Below are 20,952 nucleotides of genomic sequence, written 5' to 3'. Positions count from 1 at the left end.
CCCATGATGGGCTTATGTAGTTCATTATGATTTTTGATGTTATCTATCACTCCTACAATTATACCTAGGCCCAAAATAGATTTGATTACAAACACGGTTACAGTGTTGTTGCATAGACGTGCAAAAGGTATATACTTTTTAACCATTTATTAATTTTTGACACAATCATGAGGATTTTAAAGTCATTACGGTAAGCTCGGGACGACAATTAAAACGTATAGGCATACGAGTCACTCCAATCCCTCGTGTGGTGTAAACCTGGAGTCGACTATCTGGAAGCTGGTACAATCCACTTGAATATTTACTGCCGTGAGGTGGGGTATACAAAGCGCCAACAAATGGGAGTCGGACTTGTCCTCCGTGACTATGGCCGGACAATTGCAGATCTATGGGAAGATGACTATATTCATCAGCGAAATCCGGTTCGTGAGCAAGGAGTAGGGTGCATGCCTTATCAGGGATATGGCGTAGCGCCTGATGAATATCTGCTTTGCCGACCCACGGATCATCTACTCCAGCTAGATAAAGCGCCTCCGCATCTTTTTTTAAGACTACATGTTCATTATGAAGTACGTGGAAACCAGATTGTGCTAATCCTTTCGTTACAGCTTTCCTTGTGCCAAATGCATCATGGTTACCTAACACAGCATATTGTCCAAAGGGAGCCCGCAACTGTGAACATAAATCTACAGCCTCTGAAATATAATCGACAGAATGATCTAGTAGATCCCCAGTGAAGCAAATCAGATCTGGACTTACATGTTGAATTTGCTGGACCAACTCCGTTAAGGCTTCCGACTTCGAATATACGCCTAAATGTAAATCACTGAAATGAACAATACGAAATCTATCGAATGTCGGAGGGAGATTGGGAATCTTTATATCTATATATTTAACTTCAAGCCAGTAGGGCTCAACCCAGTGTGAATAAATGCCGGATGCACTTGCGGTTCCAAGTAGCCCCAAAGACACTTGAGCACTTTTCTTCAGAAATTGGCGTCTGCTAATAGGTTTAGTATTCATGAATCCATCCTACGGTAGAATTGTTACTTTAATATGACAATATTCATTATGTCACCCATTGTGTCGATAAACTTACATATACATTTACTTAATGGGAGATGAACAGATGAGTATTATCGATGCCTTAGTCCTCGCAGCACCTTACTTCAAAAAGCTTCACTCGCAAGATATTATGATCGGTATTACGGACAGGGAAATCTTCCAGTATTATACTCCGAGTAATGCCATTGATTTTGGACTGGCCAAAGGGAGTCCTATTCCGCCTGAAGACCTAACGCTTTCAAATGGATTGAAAGGTGAGGTTAGCTTTAACCGGATTCCAGCAGAAATTTATGGATCTCCTGTGATTTCAACATGTGTGCCTATATATGGAACAGACAACGAGGTAGTAGGCGTGTTCGCAATTGCCTACACACTGGAGAACGAGAATAAGCTTGAGGTATTTACAGACGAGATTAATGGGATAAGCAATCACCTAATGGATATGGTTCAGAGCGTAGCTGCACAATCTGAAGAATTATCGGCGACCTCGCAGCAAATATTAGATAATACACGTAGAGCGGTTACGGAGTCTCAAGAAGTGAATAAGGTTACGGGCTTCATTCGTGAGATTTCCGAGCAGACGAACCTTCTAGGACTAAATGCGGCTATCGAAGCTGCACGTGTAGGAGAGCTGGGAGCGGGCTTTGGCGTTGTGGCTAAGGAAGTACGCAAACTGTCCGTAAATACCAAAGAAGCAACCCATAATATTGAAAAATCACTTAGCGATGTTCAAAAGTCCATTAAACAGATGGAGCTAGAAATTGAAGCGATCTCCGCTTCTTCACACGCACAAGCAGAACTGGTCACCGAATTCAGCGGGGTTATTGAACGTTTGAATAAGGCCAGTAAAGAAATGACTACTTTCATGCAATCCATCATCCAGTAGGGGTGTAATGCATAAAGTTACTTATCCTAAACCATGCTAGAAGGGAACAGGCGCATTTCAGAAGGGAGCGAATTTCATTTATGAAACAACCCGATTCCAGTCTGCAAGCGAACGACAATGTAACTCAAGCCAAAAATGCTTTAGGCAAGCTTCATTTCTCTGTCTCTCAGGCGCTTAGTCATCCAACAGAACAGACTTTGGCACAGGCTGAGAACCGTTTGGTGCATACCGAACAGGCAGTAGCGCAAGCTCAGGGCTCGTTAGGCCCCCAAGGTGTGGAGTTGGCTGAAGAACTGCTGGCCGAGGATAAGAGCAGACTTGCTGCATTGAAAACGCAAGGGAAACGTTCAGAACGCTAGATGTTCCTGCTACAACCCGTGAAGCGACTAAGCTTCACGGGTTGTTCTCATGTGCTACTTCCCTAAGGATGTAGCTTAGGAGTGTGGGTGGTATACTGGAATGAGAGTTCTAGCATGGCTTAGATGGAGGATAAGGGATATGAATGGCATGCACATCGAAGAATTAACCCGGCAGGCAGAAGCTTTCATTCGGCAATGTTATGCTGAGCTAGATAAGACTGAAGCTGAGATGGATCGTCGCATCCAAGCCGTACGAGAAGAAATCAATCAATCAGGGAGTTACACACATACAACGGAAGAGCTGGCGCATGGGGCAAGAATGGCTTGGCGTCACAATAGCCGCTGCATTGGTCGTCTTTTTTGGCAGTCCATTGAGCTGATGGATGAACGTCAGGCAGAGACTGAGGAGGATGTTGCTGAAGCTCTGCTACGACATATGGAAAAGGCGAATAATGGAGGACGTATCCGTCCACTCATTACGGTCTTCCGCAGCGGGGAAGATCCTGAGCGGAGAATCCGGATTTGGAACCATCAATTGATTCGTTACGCTGGATACCCTGGTGATGCTGAACATGAACGCGCTGGCGATCCGGCATCGGATGAATTTACGAAAGTGTGCCAACAACTAGGCTGGCAGGGAACAAGGGGCAATTATGATGTGTTGCCGCTAGTAATCAGTATTGGTAATGGCAATCCCCACGTATTTCCAATTCCCCAGCACCTCATTCAAGAGGTACCGTTAACACATCCCGAAATTGAACGTTTTGCAGAGCTTCAGCTTCGCTGGTATTCTGTGCCGATCATTTCGGACATGCAGTTGGAAATTGGCGGGATTGTATACCCCGCGGCTCCTTTTAACGGCTGGTACATGGAGACCGAGATTGGCTCACGTAATTTTGGGGATGTTGGACGGTATAATACTTTGCCAGCTATAGCTGATCTGATGGGACTGGACCGTTCCAGTAACACAACGCTTTGGAAGGATCGGGCGCTTCTTGAGTTGAACCGTGCAGTACTGTATTCCTTTAAGCGAGCTGGGGTCAGCATCGTTGATCATCATACAGCAGCTGATCAATTTGTGAGATTCCAAGAGCAGGAGCAGGGGCAAGGACGTCAGGTTTCGGGACGGTGGTCATGGCTGATTCCCCCTATGTCTCCGTCGTCTACACCGATTTGGCATGACAGTAAGCTGAAAGAATATGATTACAGCCCTCGTTTCCTTTATCAACGATCACCTGTGGCCACCTGCCCTTTTCACTAACAATCGAATGTAAGATCAAAAAAGCGCCAAGTTCCCCTCATAAGGAAACTGGCGCTTTTTAGGCTTTTAAATGCTCTAGAAAGATTTGTTTAAGAAGCTCAAGCTGCTTGTCGGAGTCTAAATCCGATTCTAGCAGAAGGATATTCTTTTTCATCGTTAGCTTTCTGGAAAAGAGAGCAAAGCTGTTCATCAGTGTAATTAAGGTCTCTTTCACAGGGAGTCCGGCACGAATAGAACCGTCTTCTACCCCATTTTGAATGATCCTGGAGTACTCATGCCAAATCTTGCGGTTTAATGCATTGAAATCCAGAACATCTTCAACAGGCTCATTTAAGTGAGAGGCGTAGCTTTCAAAATTGACCATAAAGATAATGCTTAAATGATTTTGATCCTGAATAAAGAAATCGAATAACATCTCGATCTTTTCAAGACAGGTAAGTGGCAAGTCAGCTACATACTTGAAATGATCGAGCATTGGCTCTAGCATTCGAGTGGCCACTGCCACGATGAGCTTTTCTTTTCTAGGAAAATATCTAAACAGCGTCGCAATTCCGATATTAGCTTCACTTGCGACATCCTGCATTGTCGACTTTTCAATTCCTTTTTGCGAAAATATTCGTTCTGCGGATTCGAGAATCGTATATAATCGCTGCTGTTTACCGTCGGATCGTTCTTTTTCGTAGCGTGCTTTAGGATTCATGAGGGATAGACCCTTCCATTTTTTAATTAGGTTCTTTAATTATTAGTATTATATCCACCGTTTATTGGATTAAGCAAGGAGAGGTTGTAGTTGTTTCGTAAAAGTGATATGATAAATATCACAGTGATAGTGTTACTATCATCACTCGAATTATTATATCACAATACGATTATAGAGGAGACTTAATTATGAATCGTCTAACTAATAAAGTAGCAATTATTACAGGTGCAGGCAGTGGCATGGGCCGTGAAGAAGCTCTTTTATTGTCCAAAGAAGGTGCTACAGTTATAGCAACTGATATCAACGAAGCTGCTGTACAAGCGGTTGTAAAAGAAATCGAAGCCAATGGTGGACAAGCAGCAGCTTATGCACATAATGTAGCTTCCGAAGAAGACTGGATCAAAGTTGTAGAAGATGTGATTAGCAAGTTTGGAAAAATCGACATCTTGGTAAACAATGCAGGGATCTCGTTCCCAGTCCAATTGCTTGAATCCACTGTTGATCAATGGAACAAAGTCATGAACATTAATGTAAGCAGCGTATTCCTGGGGATGAAGCATGTTGTTCCTCAAATGAAGAACAATAAAGGTGGTTCTATCGTCAATATCTCTTCTATCGCAGGTTTGACTGGCAGCAGCGGTGCTGGCGCTTATACAGCTTCTAAAGGTGCCGTTCGTATGCTGAGTAAAGCTGCGGCTGTAGATTTTGGTAAAGATAACATTCGTGTGAACTCTGTTCACCCAGGATTTATCGAAACTCCAATGAGTGCTGAATTTGTAAATGACGAAAGAATGCATAGCTTCTTTATGTCCCAGACTGCATTGCCACGTGTTGGACGTGCTTCTGAAGTAGCTGAAGCTGTATTGTTCTTGGCTTCCGATGAAGCTTCTTACATTACAGGTGTTGAGCTGCCAGTAGATGGCGGAGTCGTGGCTAAATAATAATCTCTAAATAGGAAACACTAAAAAAGCCGTCTCAAGCGCAGATTAAATCTACGCGTGGGGCGGATTTTTTTGCGTCCATTTCTACCGAACATTAGCCTACATCCCTGCATAACATATAGCACTTGTAAGCAGGAGAAGGGTGTGGTTCAGAGATGGGCATCCAATTAACAGCGCTCCATTATGTATATCTGGCATTCATCGTGTTCATTATGGCACTTCTGATAAAGCGGCGGGATACAACGATGATCTGTATTGCAGGCATCTTTGTATTAGGCTGGCTCGCGACAGAAACGATTAGTGGTTCGGTCACAGGTGTATTCAACTCTTTTGTATATGCAACCAAGGAGCTAATGGGTACGATTATGATTATTTCGATCATTGTAGCCATGAGCCGAGTATTAACCCGTACCGGAATTAACGAGACGATGGTTGCCCCACTTACCCGTTTTTTACGTACACCGTTTATAGCCTTTTGGGGTATCGGCTTAATTATGATGGTGACATCATGGTTCTTCTGGCCTTCGCCTGCAGTCGCTCTGGTCGGGGTGGTGCTGCTGCCCGTTGCTATTCGCGTGGGGTTGCCTGCACTTGGAGCAGCGATGGCGATGAACCTGTTCGGTCACGGAATTGCGCTGTCGGGTGATTATATCATTCAAGGTGCACCCAAATTAACGGCAGATGCGGCAGGACTTCCGGTAAGCAGTGTCATGGAAGCAAGTATTCCGCTTGTTATAGTGATGGGCGTAGTCACTACAGTAACAGCTTATTGGATGATGCGACGAGATCAGAAGAATGGTACTTGGCGTGACGGACTAATATCCGGGAAAAATGCCGGGAATGCGCTAGCTGTAGAGAGTGATGCGGTAGAACGTCAAGCGGTGATTGCTCCCACACTGAAGAAATGGCTGGCGATCATTATCCCACTCCTGTTTCTAGCTGATGTAGCAGGTATGTTTCTGCTAGATTTACAGGGTGGAGATGCAACTGCCTTAGTTGGTGGGACTGCTGTATTCATCTTGGTTGTGGTAACATTGCTCGCACATCGTAATAAAGGACTGGAGCAAGTTACCTCATATCTGATTGATGGACTTACGTTTGGTTTTAAAGTGTTCGGCCCAGTGATTCCGATTGCAGCATTCTTCTATCTGGGGGATTCGGCCTTTGCTGAATTGTTCGGCAAAGTCTTACCCGCCGCATCTCATGGTATTGTAAATGATCTAGGGGTTGCTCTGGCGCATAATGTACCTCTAAATGGTGCTGTAGGTGCTGTGACTGCTACCATAACAGGAGCCATTACGGGCCTTGATGGTTCGGGGTTCTCGGGAATCTCACTTGCGGGGTCCATCGGAAAATTGTTCGCTGTTGCTACACATTCCGACGCGGCTACTTTAACTGCACTCGGTCAGGTATCTGCCATTTGGGTTGGTGGAGGGACGTTAATCCCATGGGCATTAATTCCAGCCGCCGCCATCTGCGGCGTAAGTCCATTTGAGCTCGCTAGACGCAATGTTAAACCAGTGCTGATTGGGCTGATTGTTACAACGTTTGTTGCTATGTTTCTGGTGTAGATCTAGCTATTGATTCAAAAAAAGGCTGCCGAGAGTATTCTCGGCAGCCTTTTATGTTTATCGTATACCCTTCATGAAATTCTGAATCTTAGAAGAGAACAGGAAGAGAATTACCGCGAGCACAATGGCAACTCCACCGATGACTCCGAAGTACAGCATTTCGGTATCCGGGGTATAGAACTTTACAATCTGAGCATTAATAGCTTGCGCGGCAGCATTGGACAAGAACCACATGCTCATCATCTGAGCAGTAAAAGCAGCAGGCGCCAGCTTGGTCGTTGCCGAGAGGCCAACAGGTGACAAGCATAGCTCCCCAATGACGACGATAAAGTAACTGAGAACCAGCCATAATGGATTCACCAGTGAATTGGCTCCACCGAAGTAAGCCGGTACCAGAATTACTAGGAAGGACAGACCGGCAAACAATAAACCAAGCGAGAACTTTTGAGGAATCGTTGGTTGACGGTTACCGAGCTTTAACCAAATCCATGCAAATGCAGGTGCAAGGGCGATAATAAATAGTGGGTTAAGCGACTGGAACCAGGCTGGAGAAATGTGTATACCTGCAAAATCCAACTGGGTGCGCTTATCAGCAAAGCTCGCTAGAACCGTCGCAGTTTGTTCCTGGATCGCCCAGAACATAATCGAAGCGATAAATAAAGGGATGTACGCGAGAATCCGTGATCTCTCTACAGCTGTTGTTTTGGGACTGCGGTACATCACAATAAAGTACATCGTAGGAATAAGTAGCCCTAACACTCCTACGATCTTAATGAAAGTCTCAAAGGTAAGTGCTCCAGTAAAAATGCCGACCGTAACTAATACAGCAAGCACAACTAGTCCAATACCAATCCAAGTAAACAATTTTTTCTTTTGTTCGGCTGGAATCGGGTTGCGTACAATTGTACCTGCTAGACCCAGATTTTTGGTGCGAGTCACAATGTAAACAACTAATCCAATAAACATACCCACCGCGGCAATCGAGAAACCGAGATGGAAATTATTCATACCTACAGCACCTACAATCAGTGGAGAGATGAATCCGCCGAGATTAATACCCATATAAAAAATGCTGAAAGCAGCGTCGCGGCGGTTATCTTGTTCGCTGTAGATTTCGCCTACAATACTTGATACATTGGGCTTAAGTAGTCCGGTTCCAAGCACGATCATAATCATCGAAGCAAAGAATAGTGTGGCATTGCCCGGTATGGCTAGTAAAATATGCCCGAACATAATTAATACGCCACCGTAAAAGACAGCCTTTGAAGTCCCGAAAATCCGATCCGCAAGCCATCCACCTATAATTCCAGACATATATACGAGTGATCCGTAGATAGACATAATCGAAAGGGCCATATCTTCTGGAAATCCGAGCCCCCCTTTGCTTACTTCATAATACATGTAGTAAACAAGGATCGCTCTCATGCCATAATAAGAAAACCGTTCCCAAAATTCAGTGAAGAAGAGTGTGAATAGTCCCTTTGGATGGCCAAAAAATCCGGTTTGAGGGACACTATCTACAATTTTTTGCCTGTCTGTTGCTGACATGAATCAAATCCTCCTAGATGCTAATTGCTCTTTTCATGAAGTTAACACAACACTACACTACCTTAATATTTATAATACCCTCATGAGGAAAATCACAACCTTTTGACGAGAAGGTTCTGAATAATGTCATATTTTTTAGTAATATTTCCAGCGGGAATTTAAAATTTACTTTTATTGTATTTTTAATCCGGAATGAGATGGTGTATTTTAACCAAAGGTGTGAAAGATAGAATAAAAGGCTAACTTATGATACTATTTACTCCTATATAGAAAGAGGACGTGAGCTAAAATGATCAACATAACCATTCCTAATGTGGATGTTAGTATTACTAAACAAATTAACCCGCAGCTAAGCAACATTTACGGATTCACTGATTTCCACCTGATTCCAAGAGATTACGGCGGTATCTTTATGTTCTACAATGATCAAGATGAGTTGTTGTTTGTAGGTAAAGCGAGAAAGCTAAGACCCAGAATCAAAAAACATTTTGAAGATACCGTATCTGATATCAAGCTGCATCGGGACGAGGTTACCAGAATTGATGTATGTTTAATCGAAAGTCCTGTTCATAGAGAGATCTACGAAACGTATATCATTAATGAATTGAAATCTAAATACAATGTAGATAAAGTGATGTTTAGATAAGCTTAAGGAAGAGAGGCGCCGTCCAATGACGGTGCTTTTTTTTTATGCATATAGAAGAAGATTGGAATGAAATAAGAGCATCGGTACACAATATATAAGATAGCTAATAGATGTTTAAAAGGGAGATAGGTCATATTGAAGTCTAAGTTTTTGATTGCGAAGCTAATTTTGTTGTGTATGTTCCTAGGGGTTAGTGTAATGCCCGTAACTGCCGACGCTGCAGCTAGAGATAAAAAGAGCTCACATAAGCAATGCTTTACGCCCTCTGTGATAGAGCTTAAAGATAATCTCAGGATGCGATGGAGCGACCATGTGATATGGACGAAAAACTACATAGTTAGCGCCTTTGCGAATTCCGAGGACAAAGAGAAAGTACTGGCAAGACTGCTACAGAATCAGCAGGAGATAGGCAATATTTATAAGCCGTATTACGGTGAGGCAGTAGGGGATAAGCTAGCTCAATTATTACGGGAGCATATCCTTATTGCCGGGAAAGTCGTTGCCGCTGTAATAGCAGGTAATCAGACGGATTTGGAAAAATACAATAATGAGTGGTACAACAACGCTGACGACATTGCTAACTTCCTTAGCGCACACAATTCCAAATATTCGTACGAACAATTGAAACAGATGCTGCATGAACATTTGGAGCTAATTACGGATGATGTGACAGCTAGAGCTAAGAAGGATTGGGATGCCGAAGTCGTCGCCTTCGATAAAGGGCTTGAGCATATAATTATGTTTGGAGATCTACTAACCGAGGGTATTGTTAAACAATTCCCTGATAAATTCAATTGAAGCCAGAGCACCCGCAAGGGTGCTTTTTTCTTGTTATTGGCAAGAATTTAGGTCTTTTGATCCAATTCAAAAAGTTAGATATAAAGGCTCACTTACAGACAAGATAAGTAAACTATAATAGACTCGTGGGCACTCGACATTTTTTGACATTTTTTTATAATTGAGGTGATAAGATCAATGATTTCTCCCTTTTTTAAAAAGAAAGATTCAGTGGATAAGCAGTCCAAACCGGGTATGGTTCAAAAGGTGCAATTATTAGAAGAGCAGGGCGAGGAAGTAGAAGACCAGGTGGCTGGCGAGACTTTAGCAGGAGTGGTTACTACGGGGAAAGCGCCGCTTGATAAAAAATCACTCGATTTGATCTTCTCCGTGGAGCAGATCATTCAGGCCAGACAGCATGCCGAGACGAATATTAATGAACTTCAGGATCGGTTGACGCATTCCAGCAGCCATGTTGAACGTTTGAACCGGGATATGAAGAATCTCAATAAAGTGATTGAGGAAAGAGAGAAGAACGTTCGAGAGCTCGAGCATAAATTGATTGAAAAGAATTTGAAAGTCGATCAAGTGCTGGAGGATTATCGCGAGCTTCAGACTACCCTCACTGCAGAGATTGAAGAATTAAAAAGTACGATTGATCTGGAGCATCAAAAGTATGTAAATCTGATCCAAAAGCATAACGAAGCTCATGCAGAGAAGCTCAAGAAGATGAATGATCTGGAAGAGAAGCTCGGACGGATTGAAACTGAGAACGCGCATTTAAGACAGAAATACGATACGATCCGCCAAGAAAAAGCATATCTCTCCGGTATGATCAGCGATTTTACCAATCGTATGACCGTCCCTTTTGGGAATGGAAGCACGCTGGCGGGACGAAATGACGAAAACGGAGATACATAAGATTCATGGCAATGAATGAACCGAGTACTGTTCTAATGATTGAGTTGCTGTCGCTTGAGCATGAACAGGCCGGTTATCAGATTGAGATAGGTTTAACCCGTGATATCGGGTATGCCAGACGCATGCTAACCATAGATGAATTTACATATGAACAACTTAACGCGCTGGCTCCCTATTTCGGGGAAAGAATGAGATTGTCATTGTATCCGAAGTGGGATCCATTTCGCAATAGTTATTACAGCACACTGATTATCATGAACCAAACCTTCAGCGAAACCATGTATTTTGCCTGCTCTGAATTCTATGTGTCTCAGCTTCTTCAATTAAAGCAAGTGGACGATCCCCATGTACAGGAAGAGATGACTGTTGAAACTACGCCACCCTCTATACCTCCAGCACGTAGGCTAAGAAAGAAGAGCAAAAAACGGGTTGGAAGACTTAGACTGCAGAGTATCATGTTCGCTTGTTTAGTAGTTGTATTGTTGTCGCTTCGAATGGGTAGTCAAGATATGGACCGTGCAGAAGGATTGGAAGGTCCCTTGCTTGGGGCCGCTGAGGAAATCGAGCAAATTGTCTCTCTACCGTTCATTCCTCCTATTGGCAAGATAGAACCGACCCCTATCCAGCAAGATGAGTCTGTGCCTACGCCAGAAGCTTCTAAACCTACACCAGAACCATCAGAGCCTCCTCAAGAACAGACAAAGCGGTATGAGGAGATTAAATTAACCGGGAATAAATACACATATAGCTTGCCTAAAGGTTACGTGGCCTTGTCATTTGATGATGGCCCGTCGAAGTATACGAAAGAAATTGTAGATATTCTAGTAGAACATGAGGTGGCAGCCACCTTTTTATTTGTTGGGAATAAGGTCGCCCGTAATGTGGAAGCGGTGAAGTATGCGAGTGAACATCAGATGTCGATTGGAAGTCATTCGTGGGATCATAGCAAGATGACCGACAATGGGGTTAACGAGAATCAGAATAATTTGGCGAAGGCTAACCAGGCATTAGAGCAAATCACTCAATCGCCGATTACTGTTTTTCGGCCGCCATATGGTGCGATTAACGATAAGTTAGCAGCCAAAGTGACAGAACAGCAGATGAAGGTATTGTTATGGAATCGTGATTCTGAGGATTGGAGACGCAAGACCCCAGAAGATGTCATTCAATTTGTTCATCATACTGATCCGTCTGGTGCTGTATATCTCTTTCACGAAAAGAAGATTACCGTAGAGGCATTGCCTGCTATCATTCAGTATCTACAAGGGAAAAATATGAAATTCGTCATTTTTAAATAACATCAATGATCCATGCTTGGGTCTTATTTTAGAATAAGAGTAGCTGTTACAGGGTTATGATCGCTGTGTTCAAAAGATAGGTCATGGCCCTGAACGCCACTTATGGTGATATTCGGTGAAACTAGGAAGCCATCAATTACAGCACGGAAGTTCACACCTTCTGAATAAGCTACATCAAGTGTCCGGACGGACGGTACTTTAGCATCGACAGCCCATTGAAAGCCCTCCGGTTTGAAATCTTCAGGGAACTGCTGTAGCCATTCCGGCCAAGCTTGTGTAGTCTCAAAGGCTTCAGGGGTTGTGCCCGGTAAAGAATGATTCCAGTCTCCGCCTAAGATGAGGTAATTGCCTTTATCATTCTCTTGCTGAATATAAGTTGAGAGATATTCTAATTGCTGCTTACGAATCGTTCCACCTTGGTCAAAGGCCGATAAATGAAGATTGATCAAGATTAGTTCTTTGCCGTTATCAGCGGGAAATCTACTCTCCATAAAGGCGCGGTCAAGCTCAAACAGTTGACGAGGCCAGCTTTCTTTTCCCGGAAGATCATATCTAACGTTACTTGTGCTGCCGAATTTAGATAAGGTTAATAAACCGCTATTCACTGAGCCCATCGGATCAAGAACCGGAATCGGAACCCAAGGTACCTTATAGTTCGTCGCGAATACGTTGCTGTAATCAGAGAAGGTATTCGATAACAAGGAGACCTCATCTATATGGTTGCTACGGGAAGAATCGACGTCCACCTCCTGCAACATGAATAGATCCGAGCCTGAAGTGGTCATTACAGAAGCTATTGCCTCAAGATTTGTCTTCGTTTGTTCCTCGCTGCTTGAACGTGATTTGGTCCCGCCATCCATAAAGAAGTCCTGATCCTTATCCAGCCCAGCATAGCCAATATTAAAGGTGGTTATCGCAAAAGGTTCTCCCTGCTTCATCACTTGTTCCTGATTATGGTTTACCATTAGCGGAGTAGTCTCCTTCGGCTTATAATCGGTAATGGTAATATACAGTAAAAAGCCGCCAAAGATTAGAACGGCAGCTAGAAGGGCAAAGCCGATGATTTTTATTGCTGTTGAGCTCATTTGATTCGATCTCTCCTCAGATGTAATTTCATAGAACGGACTTCTAATGGTGTAAACTTCGACGCTTGGCTACAACTCCCCTTGTTTAAATAAAAAAAATTTGAGACAATGAGTAGTGATGGACTGAACTTTAATGTTTTGAAAAGAGGATAACGAATGAATATGGAATCCATTTATGGATTAACTTTTGATCAACTGGCGGCATGGCTGTTAGAACGTGGACATAAAAAATTTCGAGCTACGCAGGTCTGGGATTGGCTTTATCGGAAGCGGATTACAGAATTCTCAGAAATGCTCGATGTAAATAAAGATTGTGTAGAATTATTGGAGCAGCACTATGTGATCCATACGTTGGAAGAACATGTGAAGCAGGAGTCTGCGGATGGGACGATTAAGTTCCTGTTCCGTTTAAAGGATGGCAACCTGATCGAGACGGTGCTCATGAGACAGAAATACGGTTTGTCCGTATGTGTCACTACTCAGGTTGGATGTAATATCGGCTGTAGCTTTTGCGCTAGTGGACTGTTAGCGAAGAGTCGCGATCTTTCCAGCGGTGAGATTGTAGAGCAGATTATGAAGGTTCAGCAGCATCTGGATGCAGCAAACCTCGAGCAAAGGGTTAGTCACGTTGTAGTCATGGGAATTGGCGAACCGTTCGACAACTTCAAGAACCTGCTCAATTTCTTATCGATTATTAAGGACCACAAGGGACTTGCGATCGCAGGAAGAGGGATTACTGTATCGACGAGTGGGCTTGCTAATAAAATCGTTGAATTTGCGGATGCGAATACACAGGTGAACCTGGCAGTATCGCTTCACGCGCCTAATAATGAGCTGCGGACGAAGATTATGAAGATTAACAAGGCCATTCCAATTGAGAAGCTGATGGAGTCCATCGATTATTATTTGGAAAAAACAAATCGCAGAATTACGTTAGAGTACATTCTGATGAAGGATGTAAATGACGGCAAGGAGCATGCGCTTGAGCTGACTGAGCTAATCGGCGATCGGCGCCAGCTCGTCAATGTGAACTTGATTCCTTATAATCCAGTCGATGAGCACAGTCAATATCAAAGAAGCGAGCGGGAGACCGTACGAGCCTTTTTTGATACCTTGAAGAAACAGGGCGTCAGCGTAAGCACTCGTCTGGAGCATGGTGTAGATATTGATGCTGCCTGCGGACAATTGCGAAGCAAACAGATCAAGAAGTCGAAGGCTATGGCTTAAGGGACGGGTCGACCCCTTCATGCAGCTTTTTGTGATACAATGACGTGGCAGGTATTAGGAAAAGAGGTTGATTGAGCAATGTTGACATTTACAAGCTACAACGTGGAGAATGTTAAAGATCCTTTTGGTATACTAACCGGTAAACGGTATGAATTCGTGGTTCAACTGGATGTTCCAGAAGATGATGAGCTCTATGTAGAGAATGGAGTTTCCGCTAGAGCGATTATTAAAGTGGATGAAGATCAAGTTAGCATCGTGAGTTATGATCTACAGGAGACAACAACAGGCCAGTTGCTTGATTTTGATATGGAAGAGGACGAGGAAGCAGCGTTACTCCTTTTCTGTAAAGAGCATTTGCCAGAATAATGATGCAGCATTGACATCCTTGCCCAATGTTCAATTGTGGCAGGGATTTTTATTTAAATATAAGAAAGTATAGGTTTTGCACCTATACTTTAATTTTTATATTTCTCGCTTAAACGCTTACCGTCCTTACAAGGACGCCGAAGGCGTTTATGCTTGTCGCATGAATGTGAAATATAGGTTAAAATATTATAAAGCATCCAAAATAGGAGTTGTATACATGTCTAATGAAGAAGTGTTCTTGACCAAAGAAGGATTGGCTCAATTAGAGGAAGAACTGAAGGAATTAAAGGGCCCTGGGCGCAAGGAATTGGCTGCACGGCTCAAATTGGCGATCAGCTATGGAGACTTGAAGGAAAATAGCGAGTACCATTCGGCCAAGGACGATCAATCGTTCATGGAGACTCGTATTATGATTTTGGAGAAAATGCTGACCAAAGCCAAGATCGTAGATGAGAGTCAGATGGATCTGTCAAAGGTTAGTATGGGTTGTATCGTTACCCTGAACGATATCGAATACTCAGAAAAGATTGAATATAGAATTGTAGGGGCTGCTGAAGCAGATGTCCTAAACAACAAGATTTCCTATGAAAGTCCGCTGGGCAAGGAATTGCTGGGTAAAAAAGTCGGGGATATCGTTAGTGTAAATGCACCAATGGGTATCATCAAATATGAATTGCTTGAAATCAAAATGATGTAATTGAGTATTATAAAAAAAGATTCCAGCCCTGTGATTAATAAGGGGATGGGATCTTTTTTAAATTATAGGTAATAGCTATTGTGTATATTGATTTCATATCTTAGAAGTCTTGCTCTGTTGCGCTTATAGTTTAGAGTAACTTAGAGCAGAGGAGTACTGTTCATGATCCAGAGTGTGTTATCAACGTTGTATCAAGTCATCGTGCCATTATCCATTCCTGTGATCGTCGGTGCACTGCTTGGAAGGTTTAAAAATCTGGATACCAAGCCGTTATTGACGCTCTATTTATACTTTTTAACGCCGGCTATTATTCTTAATACACTGGCTACGGCCGAGATTTCTATGGATGATATTTATAAGACACTCGCCTTTTCGCTGCTAAATCTGTGCTTTTTATGGGCGATTGCAAATATTATCGGGAGGTTATTGAAGCTCGGCCCCTCTGAAATATCGGGATTGACTCTGGTCTCGACATTTACGAATAGTGTGAATTATGGACTTCCCTTGGTGTTGCTGGCTTTCGGACAGCTTGGGCTCGATAAGGCCTCTGTGTATGTGATTGGGCAGATGATTATCGTGAATACAGTGGGCGTTTATTTTGCGGCTAGGTCGCAGTTCTCGGTGAAAAATGCGGTAAAGTCCGTATTCTCTCTCCCTGCCATTTATGCAGCTATACTAGCACTTTTTCTTAGAACATTTGACCTCTATTTACCATCTGAGCTTGCTACAGGGGTCTCTATGGTTGCTGGAGGTTATTCACCAGTCGTACTAGCGATTCTAGGAGCACAGATGGTTAAAGTACGAACCATGCCATCTGAACACAAGAGCCAGTCAACTTTTTGGACAGGGCTGATTATTCGATTAATCTTAGCTCCACTAGTGGCATACCTCGGATTATCTATTCTGCATATTGATGGTATTTTATTCTCTGTGCTGCTGATTCTGGCCTCTATGCCAGTTGCCGTCAACGCGGTGGTATTAGCGGAGCGATTCAACGCCTCTCCAGAGCTGGTATCCAAATGTATTTTATGGACGACGCTTGCTTCGTTTCTTGTGTTGCCGATCCTTATTGTGCTAGTGCAAGGGGCGTAAAGACAAAAAGGACCCTCTTTCATTTCTGAAAGATAGGGTCTTTTTAACTGTTACTTAACCTAGTGGTTAATCTCTTAGAAGTCGAAATTATCAGGGTCAGGACCTACCCGTTGATCTTGGTTCAGGGCGTTGATTAGATTCATATCCTCTTCTGTTAACTGAAAATCAAACACATCTACGTTTTCGATGATCCGATTTTCTTTAGTGGACTTTGGAATGGTAATAATTCCACGCTGCAGGTCCCAACGGATAATCACTTGAGCTACGGATTTACCGTGTTTAGCTGCAATTTGTTTCAGTACGGGCTGATCCAACAATTGCCCTTGCATTAATGGAGACCAAGCCTCCAATTGAATTCCTTGTTCCTTGCAGAAGCTAAGCAGCTCTTGCTGGCTCAAATAAGGGTGGAGCTCCACTTGGTTTACCATCGGCTTAATTTCCGCATCCTTCATTACATCTTCAAGATGATGGATCTGGAAATTGCTGACCCCAATCGCTTTTACGCGTCCCTCTTTATACAAGGTTTCAAGTGCTCTCCAAGTCTCTTTATATTTTCCTTTTACAGGCCAGTGGATAAGATATAGATCAAGGTATTCAAGCCCAAGCTTAGCTAGGCTAGCTTCGTAGGCGGCCATGGTTTCTTCGTAGCCCATATCTGCAGTCCAGACCTTTGAAGTTACGAAGAGCTCTTCTCTGGACAGGTTGTTGTCCTGCAAAGCTTCTTTGATCGCTTGACCTACGCCAGTCTCATTCTGATAGATCGCTGCTGTATCGATGCTGCGGTAGCCGTGTGCAATAGCAGATTTGACCGCTTGGATCAGCTCAGAGCCTTCTTCGACTTTAAATACACCAAGTCCAAGCCAAGGCATGTTTACTCTGTTGTGTAATGCAGTTGTATCCTGTAGATGTTGAGCCATAATAAAATTACCTCCTGAGATATTTAAACGTTTGATTGGTATGTTAATGCAAGGCTGATTAAGCAGCCTCAGACTGGAGAAGAGTCTCATCTTTCTTCTCCAGCGCACGACTCCAAGCGGTTAGGAGTACCGCGGATAGAACCATTATAGCACCCACCCAAGTGGTATGAATCAGTCCCATATGATCCGTGACGATACCGCCAAGATAGGCCCCGATGGCAATACCAGCGTTAAAAGCAGCAATATTCAGTGCAGATGCTACATCTCGCGCACTCGGAGCATATCGATCTGCAAGTGTAACTACGTGAACTTGCAGGCCGGGTACGTTCATGAAGGCTAACAGACCCATAAAGAAAATTGTGAGTAGTGCGGCCACTTTAAAGGGAGCGGTAAAGGTTAAGACGAACAGCACAACAGCTTGTACAGCAAACATGTAGAACAGGGCATTCATAGGGTTCCGGTTGGCTACTTTGCCTCCAATGACGTTGCCGATGGCGATCGCTATGCCATAAACAAGAAGGATGATGGCAACGGTACTCTCTTTGAAACCGCTGATTTCATGAAGAAGTGGAGATAAATAAGTAAAGACTACAAAGGTACCTCCATAACCTAAAGCAGTGATTGCGAACGCGAGCAGTAACCGTCCGTTCGTTACGAGTTTGACTTGTTCTCGAAGCGGTGTTCGGGTTCCTTTACGCAGCCCTGTAGCAGGGACCAAGATCAGATTACCGATGAGCGCTATAAGCCCGATGGCAATAATGGCGATGAATGCAGCTCGCCAGCCTAACTGTTGCCCTAGAAAGGTACCCAGTGGAACACCGGTAACAGTAGCTACGGTTAGTCCTGTGAACATGATCGCAATAGCACTGGCTTTACGATTCTCAGGCACGAGATCGGCGGCAATGGTCGAAGCAATCGACATAAACAGACCATGCGAAAGTGCGGATATTACTCTAGCTATTAGCAGAAATGTAATACTGTCCGCAGCTGCGGCAAGGCTATTGCCGATAATAAACACAATCATAATGATAAGCAATAATGTTTTACGCGATATCGCCGTGGTCAGCGACGTTAAGATTGGGGCGCCAAAAGTTACCCCTAAAGCGTACAAAGTAACAGTTAATCCTGCTGTGGTCAGCGGTATATGCAGGTCATCAGCGATTAAAGGCAATAGCCCTACACTAATAAACTCGGTCGTTCCGATTGCAAAGGCGCTAATGGCTAAAGCCAGGAGTGCCAGGGTACTTCTTTTTTGGTTTAACAACATGTCTCTCACTCCTACACTCTGATAATCACCGGCCGGTAAGTGCAATTATGAAGGCATGAGTCATTTAAGTATAGTACGTACTTTAAAGTGCTATAGGTACTAAAAAGTACCTATAAGATATCATCTAAAGATATTGTCATCCATTTCTAGAATATTATCCGCAAAAAAAGCGTCGGGCTTCCTTCAGTTGAAGGGAATGCCAACGCTTTGATGCGTGATCTATAGTGTTCAGTTTATTCGAAGCTGTATTTGATTCCCCATTGTTCTCTAACATTACTCATAATATCCATGACATCTATGGAGAGATTGAGGGTTTCCTGGTTGCCTTTTGCCGCGATATAGCGCTGCATATCCTCGATTTCGTATTGCAGCGCTTTGGATGTATCTCCGGCTTCGATCGTTTCTAGGGTGCCATCTAAATATTGAATTGTAGCTGTAGAGGCCCGCGGAAAATTGTCTACAGTAATAAAGCCAAGTTCTCCAGCAACGACGCCGCGTTTAGGCATTTTGGAGCGCATGGTAAGGGAGATGACTGCCATTTCATCCGCATCGTTGTTCAGAATGATTCCGGATTGTTCATCGACGCCTGTCTCAAAACGTTTCACTGTCGTTAGAATTTCCTGTGGCTGTTTGGACAGGAAGAATCTTGTGAAGGATATGGCATACGTCCCAATATCCAGCAGCGCTCCGCCCGCCAGATCTTTGCTGAAGAAACGGTTGTTCACATCATATTCTTTATGGCTGCCAAAGGAGACCTGCACCATTTTGAGGCGTCCGATCTTACCTTCATCCACGATTTGCCGTAGCTTTTTGTACAGTGGCAAATGGTAGATGGTCATAGCTTCTGCGACGACTAAGCTTTTTTGTTTAGCAAGCTCGGCGATTTCCTGCAGTTGTTTACTATTTACGGTGATCGCCTTTTCACAGAGGACATGTTTGTTATTCTGCAGGCTTTCTATGATGTATTCGTAGTGATTGCTATGTGGTGTAGAGATGTAGACGACATCAATTTCTGGATCTTGCAGCATTTCGTTGTAATTGCCATAAGCCTTCTCCGCTCCATATTGGCTCGCGAACGCCTGGGCTTTCTCTAAGGTCCGTGATCCTACCGCATATAAAGTTCCACCGATGTCATTTAGAGCAGTCGCAAATTCAGTAGCGATACTTCCCGGGCCGATGATTGCCCACTTTAGATTGCTCATGGTTAGCACCTCGTATGTTTAGATTGTTTGATTATAAATTGATATTCAGCACATTTGTGCAATATAATAAAAAATGTGCAAAATAATCGTCTACAGTATAGCTAGGGGTTCTGGATTCGTCAAATCCTTGAAAAATGCGAGGAGTTCTATCATGGATCGAAAAGAAGACAAGAAGCTGCTCATTAAGATTGCACAAATGTATTATGAGCAGAATTTAACGCAAAATGAAATTTCTAATGAACTTGGCATATATCGCACCACTATTAGTAGGATGCTGAAGAGAGTCCGTGAAGAAGGCATCGTTACGATCACTATCAATTACGAAATTGGAGATCATTGCACACTGGAGCAGGAGCTGAAGGAAAGGTTTGGGCTGAAGGAAGCCATTGTTGTAGAGGTAGATCCGGCTCAGTCTGGGGTGATCAAACGTAAAGCCATTGGACAGGCTTGTGCAAGATGGCTGGAACAAGTGATTCAGCCGAAAGATACGATAGGCTTCTCTTGGGGAAGCAGCTTAGCTGCCGTTGTAGATAATCTGACCCTCGCACAGAGGCCTTTTGTAACCTGTGTTCCTACGGTGGGTGGTCCATCCGGAAAGATGGAGAGTGGATACCATGTCAATAATATCTGCTATCAAGCTGCCTTAAAGTGGGGTGCGCGCTCATTAATGATTGATGTCCCTGCCATCACGGAACAAAAGGAAACCAGAGATCAGCTGATGCGTTCGCAGTATTATCAGACCATTGCAAAGGCATGGGATCAGCTGGATATTGCTATATTCGGGATCGGATCACCCGAAATCAAAGGTGAAAAGGCATGGCGCGGATTTTATGGCGATGCTGTGATTGATGAGCTGGAGAACGGGAAAGTAGCTGGTGATATTTGCTCGCGTTTTTATGACGGCAATGGATTGCCTGTACGCACAGCAATATCGGACCGAACGTTGACCATTGAGCTGGAGCAGATCAAGCGAGCGAGGTACGCTATTGGTGTAGCGGAATCGCTGGAGAAGGTTTCGGGGATCTTGGGCGCGCTAAATGGCGGGTATATGAATGTGCTCGTAACGACCGAAGAAACGGCGCAGAAGATCTTGGAGTAACCACTACTAAATGTAAACAATTGAATT

General features: G+C 43.7%; 21 protein-coding genes. 14 read left to right on the top strand and 7 right to left on the bottom strand.

Going from position 1 to position 20,952, the window contains the following annotated elements:
- Nucleotides 1–165: 165 nt before the first annotated feature.
- Entirely contained in the window at nt 166–1,023 is an 858-nt protein-coding gene (locus QNH28_RS28685) for a metallophosphoesterase (RefSeq protein WP_283909513.1), read from the bottom strand.
- A gap of 106 nt (nt 1,024–1,129) precedes the next feature.
- Here QNH28_RS28685 and QNH28_RS28680 point away from each other — a divergent pair, with 106 nt between their 5' ends.
- From QNH28_RS28680 to QNH28_RS28670, 3 genes are all read left to right on the top strand, one after another.
- Complete coding sequence (locus QNH28_RS28680) at nt 1,130–1,951, top strand: methyl-accepting chemotaxis protein (RefSeq protein WP_283909512.1); 822 nt, start codon at nt 1,130–1,132, stop codon at nt 1,949–1,951.
- A gap of 80 nt (nt 1,952–2,031) precedes the next feature.
- A complete protein-coding gene (locus QNH28_RS28675) occupies nt 2,032–2,310 on the top strand; it encodes a hypothetical protein (protein ID WP_283909511.1) in 279 nt (92 codons plus the stop codon).
- Between the two features lie 139 nt (nt 2,311–2,449).
- Nucleotides 2,450–3,571 carry a nitric oxide synthase oxygenase gene (locus QNH28_RS28670; protein ID WP_481858343.1) on the top strand — a complete coding sequence of 374 codons (1,122 nt, stop codon included), beginning with the start codon at nt 2,450–2,452 and terminating at the stop codon, nt 3,569–3,571.
- A 58-nt stretch (nt 3,572–3,629) separates the two neighbouring features.
- Here the strand turns inward: QNH28_RS28670 and QNH28_RS28665 are convergent, their stop codons facing one another.
- On the bottom strand, nt 3,630–4,271 hold the full coding sequence (locus QNH28_RS28665; protein WP_283909510.1) for a TetR/AcrR family transcriptional regulator: 642 nt from the start codon (nt 4,269–4,271) through the stop codon (nt 3,630–3,632).
- A 188-nt stretch (nt 4,272–4,459) separates the two neighbouring features.
- Between QNH28_RS28665 and QNH28_RS28660 the strand changes: the two genes are divergently transcribed.
- Nucleotides 4,460–5,212: an SDR family NAD(P)-dependent oxidoreductase gene (locus tag QNH28_RS28660; protein ID WP_283909509.1), complete on the top strand. Its 753-nt coding sequence runs from the start codon at nt 4,460–4,462 to the stop codon at nt 5,210–5,212.
- Nucleotides 5,213–5,367: 155 nt separating this feature from the next.
- Entirely contained in the window at nt 5,368–6,783 is a 1,416-nt protein-coding gene (locus tag QNH28_RS28655) for a hypothetical protein (RefSeq protein ID WP_283909508.1), read from the top strand.
- A 57-nt stretch (nt 6,784–6,840) separates the two neighbouring features.
- Here the strand turns inward: QNH28_RS28655 and QNH28_RS28650 are convergent, their stop codons facing one another.
- The gene (locus tag QNH28_RS28650) at nt 6,841–8,331 is read right to left on the bottom strand and encodes a peptide MFS transporter (protein ID WP_283909507.1); all 1,491 of its coding nucleotides are present in this window, start codon (nt 8,329–8,331) and stop codon (nt 6,841–6,843) included.
- A gap of 289 nt (nt 8,332–8,620) precedes the next feature.
- Between QNH28_RS28650 and QNH28_RS28645 the strand changes: the two genes are divergently transcribed.
- The 4 genes from QNH28_RS28645 to QNH28_RS28630 all read left to right on the top strand — a co-directional run bounded on the left by QNH28_RS28645 (nt 8,621) and on the right by QNH28_RS28630 (nt 11,973).
- Complete coding sequence (locus QNH28_RS28645) at nt 8,621–8,977, top strand: nucleotide excision repair endonuclease (RefSeq protein ID WP_060626127.1); 357 nt, start codon at nt 8,621–8,623, stop codon at nt 8,975–8,977.
- 135 nt (nt 8,978–9,112) lie between these two features.
- A complete protein-coding gene (locus QNH28_RS28640; RefSeq protein WP_283909506.1) occupies nt 9,113–9,775 on the top strand; it encodes a glycosyltransferase in 663 nt (220 codons plus the stop codon).
- A 177-nt stretch (nt 9,776–9,952) separates the two neighbouring features.
- Nucleotides 9,953–10,675, top strand: a complete 723-nt coding sequence (locus tag QNH28_RS28635) for a hypothetical protein (RefSeq protein WP_283909505.1) — start codon at nt 9,953–9,955, stop codon at nt 10,673–10,675.
- A gap of 5 nt (nt 10,676–10,680) precedes the next feature.
- Nucleotides 10,681–11,973, top strand: coding sequence for a polysaccharide deacetylase family protein (locus QNH28_RS28630; RefSeq protein WP_283909504.1), 1,293 nt, complete (start codon nt 10,681–10,683; stop codon nt 11,971–11,973).
- Nucleotides 11,974–11,996: 23 nt separating this feature from the next.
- Here the strand turns inward: QNH28_RS28630 and QNH28_RS28625 are convergent, their stop codons facing one another.
- A complete protein-coding gene (locus tag QNH28_RS28625) occupies nt 11,997–13,058 on the bottom strand; it encodes an endonuclease/exonuclease/phosphatase family protein (RefSeq protein ID WP_283909503.1) in 1,062 nt (353 codons plus the stop codon).
- 156 nt (nt 13,059–13,214) lie between these two features.
- Between QNH28_RS28625 and rlmN the strand changes: the two genes are divergently transcribed.
- The 4 genes from rlmN to QNH28_RS28605 all read left to right on the top strand — a co-directional run bounded on the left by rlmN (nt 13,215) and on the right by QNH28_RS28605 (nt 16,440).
- Nucleotides 13,215–14,285 (top strand): dual-specificity RNA methyltransferase RlmN, encoded by a 1,071-nt coding sequence (gene rlmN, locus QNH28_RS28620; RefSeq protein ID WP_283909502.1) that lies wholly within the window; start codon nt 13,215–13,217, stop codon nt 14,283–14,285.
- A 78-nt stretch (nt 14,286–14,363) separates the two neighbouring features.
- Nucleotides 14,364–14,651 (top strand): DUF6509 family protein, encoded by a 288-nt coding sequence (locus tag QNH28_RS28615; protein ID WP_042192802.1) that lies wholly within the window; start codon nt 14,364–14,366, stop codon nt 14,649–14,651.
- A gap of 217 nt (nt 14,652–14,868) precedes the next feature.
- Complete coding sequence (greA, locus tag QNH28_RS28610; protein WP_042131553.1) at nt 14,869–15,348, top strand: transcription elongation factor GreA; 480 nt, start codon at nt 14,869–14,871, stop codon at nt 15,346–15,348.
- A gap of 162 nt (nt 15,349–15,510) precedes the next feature.
- On the top strand, nt 15,511–16,440 hold the full coding sequence (locus QNH28_RS28605; RefSeq protein WP_283909501.1) for an AEC family transporter: 930 nt from the start codon (nt 15,511–15,513) through the stop codon (nt 16,438–16,440).
- 74 nt (nt 16,441–16,514) lie between these two features.
- On the opposite strand, the gene QNH28_RS28600 is transcribed toward QNH28_RS28605, so the two are convergent.
- From QNH28_RS28600 to QNH28_RS28590, 3 genes are all read right to left on the bottom strand, one after another.
- Complete coding sequence (locus QNH28_RS28600; protein ID WP_283909500.1) at nt 16,515–17,357, bottom strand: aldo/keto reductase; 843 nt, start codon at nt 17,355–17,357, stop codon at nt 16,515–16,517.
- A 58-nt stretch (nt 17,358–17,415) separates the two neighbouring features.
- Nucleotides 17,416–18,624, bottom strand: a complete 1,209-nt coding sequence (locus QNH28_RS28595) for an MFS transporter (protein WP_283909499.1) — start codon at nt 18,622–18,624, stop codon at nt 17,416–17,418.
- A gap of 233 nt (nt 18,625–18,857) precedes the next feature.
- A complete protein-coding gene (locus QNH28_RS28590; RefSeq protein ID WP_283909498.1) occupies nt 18,858–19,826 on the bottom strand; it encodes a Gfo/Idh/MocA family protein in 969 nt (322 codons plus the stop codon).
- Between the two features lie 151 nt (nt 19,827–19,977).
- Between QNH28_RS28590 and QNH28_RS28585 the strand changes: the two genes are divergently transcribed.
- Entirely contained in the window at nt 19,978–20,925 is a 948-nt protein-coding gene (locus QNH28_RS28585) for a sugar-binding transcriptional regulator (RefSeq protein ID WP_283909497.1), read from the top strand.
- Nucleotides 20,926–20,952 lie beyond the last annotated feature (27 nt).

The sequence above is a fragment of the Paenibacillus sp. G2S3 genome, from assembly GCF_030123105.1.
Lineage (GTDB): Bacteria > Bacillota > Bacilli > Paenibacillales > Paenibacillaceae > Paenibacillus_AQ.
The sequence above is the reverse complement of the archived record's forward strand: the minus strand, read 5'-3'. Positions and strand labels throughout refer to the sequence as shown.

What these genes read in the sequence shown, in the direction of transcription:
- QNH28_RS28630 (WP_283909504.1), top strand. Translation starts at nt 10,681, where the DNA reads ATGGCAATGAATGAACCGAGTACTGTTCTAATGATTGAGTTGCTGTCG.
- QNH28_RS28585 (WP_283909497.1), top strand. Translation starts at nt 19,978, where the DNA reads ATGGATCGAAAAGAAGACAAGAAGCTGCTCATTAAGATTGCACAAATG.
- QNH28_RS28655 (WP_283909508.1), top strand. Translation starts at nt 5,368, where the DNA reads ATGGGCATCCAATTAACAGCGCTCCATTATGTATATCTGGCATTCATC.
- QNH28_RS28590 (WP_283909498.1), bottom strand. Translation starts at nt 19,826, where the DNA reads ATGAGCAATCTAAAGTGGGCAATCATCGGCCCGGGAAGTATCGCTACT.
- QNH28_RS28670 (WP_481858343.1), top strand. Translation starts at nt 2,450, where the DNA reads ATGAATGGCATGCACATCGAAGAATTAACCCGGCAGGCAGAAGCTTTC.
- QNH28_RS28645 (WP_060626127.1), top strand. Translation starts at nt 8,621, where the DNA reads ATGATCAACATAACCATTCCTAATGTGGATGTTAGTATTACTAAACAA.
- QNH28_RS28680 (WP_283909512.1), top strand. Translation starts at nt 1,130, where the DNA reads ATGAGTATTATCGATGCCTTAGTCCTCGCAGCACCTTACTTCAAAAAG.
- QNH28_RS28595 (WP_283909499.1), bottom strand. Translation starts at nt 18,624, where the DNA reads ATGTTGTTAAACCAAAAAAGAAGTACCCTGGCACTCCTGGCTTTAGCC.
- QNH28_RS28675 (WP_283909511.1), top strand. Translation starts at nt 2,032, where the DNA reads ATGAAACAACCCGATTCCAGTCTGCAAGCGAACGACAATGTAACTCAA.
- QNH28_RS28650 (WP_283909507.1), bottom strand. Translation starts at nt 8,331, where the DNA reads ATGTCAGCAACAGACAGGCAAAAAATTGTAGATAGTGTCCCTCAAACC.
- QNH28_RS28625 (WP_283909503.1), bottom strand. Translation starts at nt 13,058, where the DNA reads ATGAGCTCAACAGCAATAAAAATCATCGGCTTTGCCCTTCTAGCTGCC.
- QNH28_RS28635 (WP_283909505.1), top strand. Translation starts at nt 9,953, where the DNA reads ATGATTTCTCCCTTTTTTAAAAAGAAAGATTCAGTGGATAAGCAGTCC.
- greA (WP_042131553.1), top strand. Translation starts at nt 14,869, where the DNA reads ATGTCTAATGAAGAAGTGTTCTTGACCAAAGAAGGATTGGCTCAATTA.
- QNH28_RS28605 (WP_283909501.1), top strand. Translation starts at nt 15,511, where the DNA reads ATGATCCAGAGTGTGTTATCAACGTTGTATCAAGTCATCGTGCCATTA.
- QNH28_RS28665 (WP_283909510.1), bottom strand. Translation starts at nt 4,271, where the DNA reads ATGAATCCTAAAGCACGCTACGAAAAAGAACGATCCGACGGTAAACAG.
- rlmN (WP_283909502.1), top strand. Translation starts at nt 13,215, where the DNA reads ATGAATATGGAATCCATTTATGGATTAACTTTTGATCAACTGGCGGCA.
- QNH28_RS28600 (WP_283909500.1), bottom strand. Translation starts at nt 17,357, where the DNA reads ATGGCTCAACATCTACAGGATACAACTGCATTACACAACAGAGTAAAC.
- QNH28_RS28615 (WP_042192802.1), top strand. Translation starts at nt 14,364, where the DNA reads ATGTTGACATTTACAAGCTACAACGTGGAGAATGTTAAAGATCCTTTT.
- QNH28_RS28685 (WP_283909513.1), bottom strand. Translation starts at nt 1,023, where the DNA reads ATGAATACTAAACCTATTAGCAGACGCCAATTTCTGAAGAAAAGTGCT.
- QNH28_RS28660 (WP_283909509.1), top strand. Translation starts at nt 4,460, where the DNA reads ATGAATCGTCTAACTAATAAAGTAGCAATTATTACAGGTGCAGGCAGT.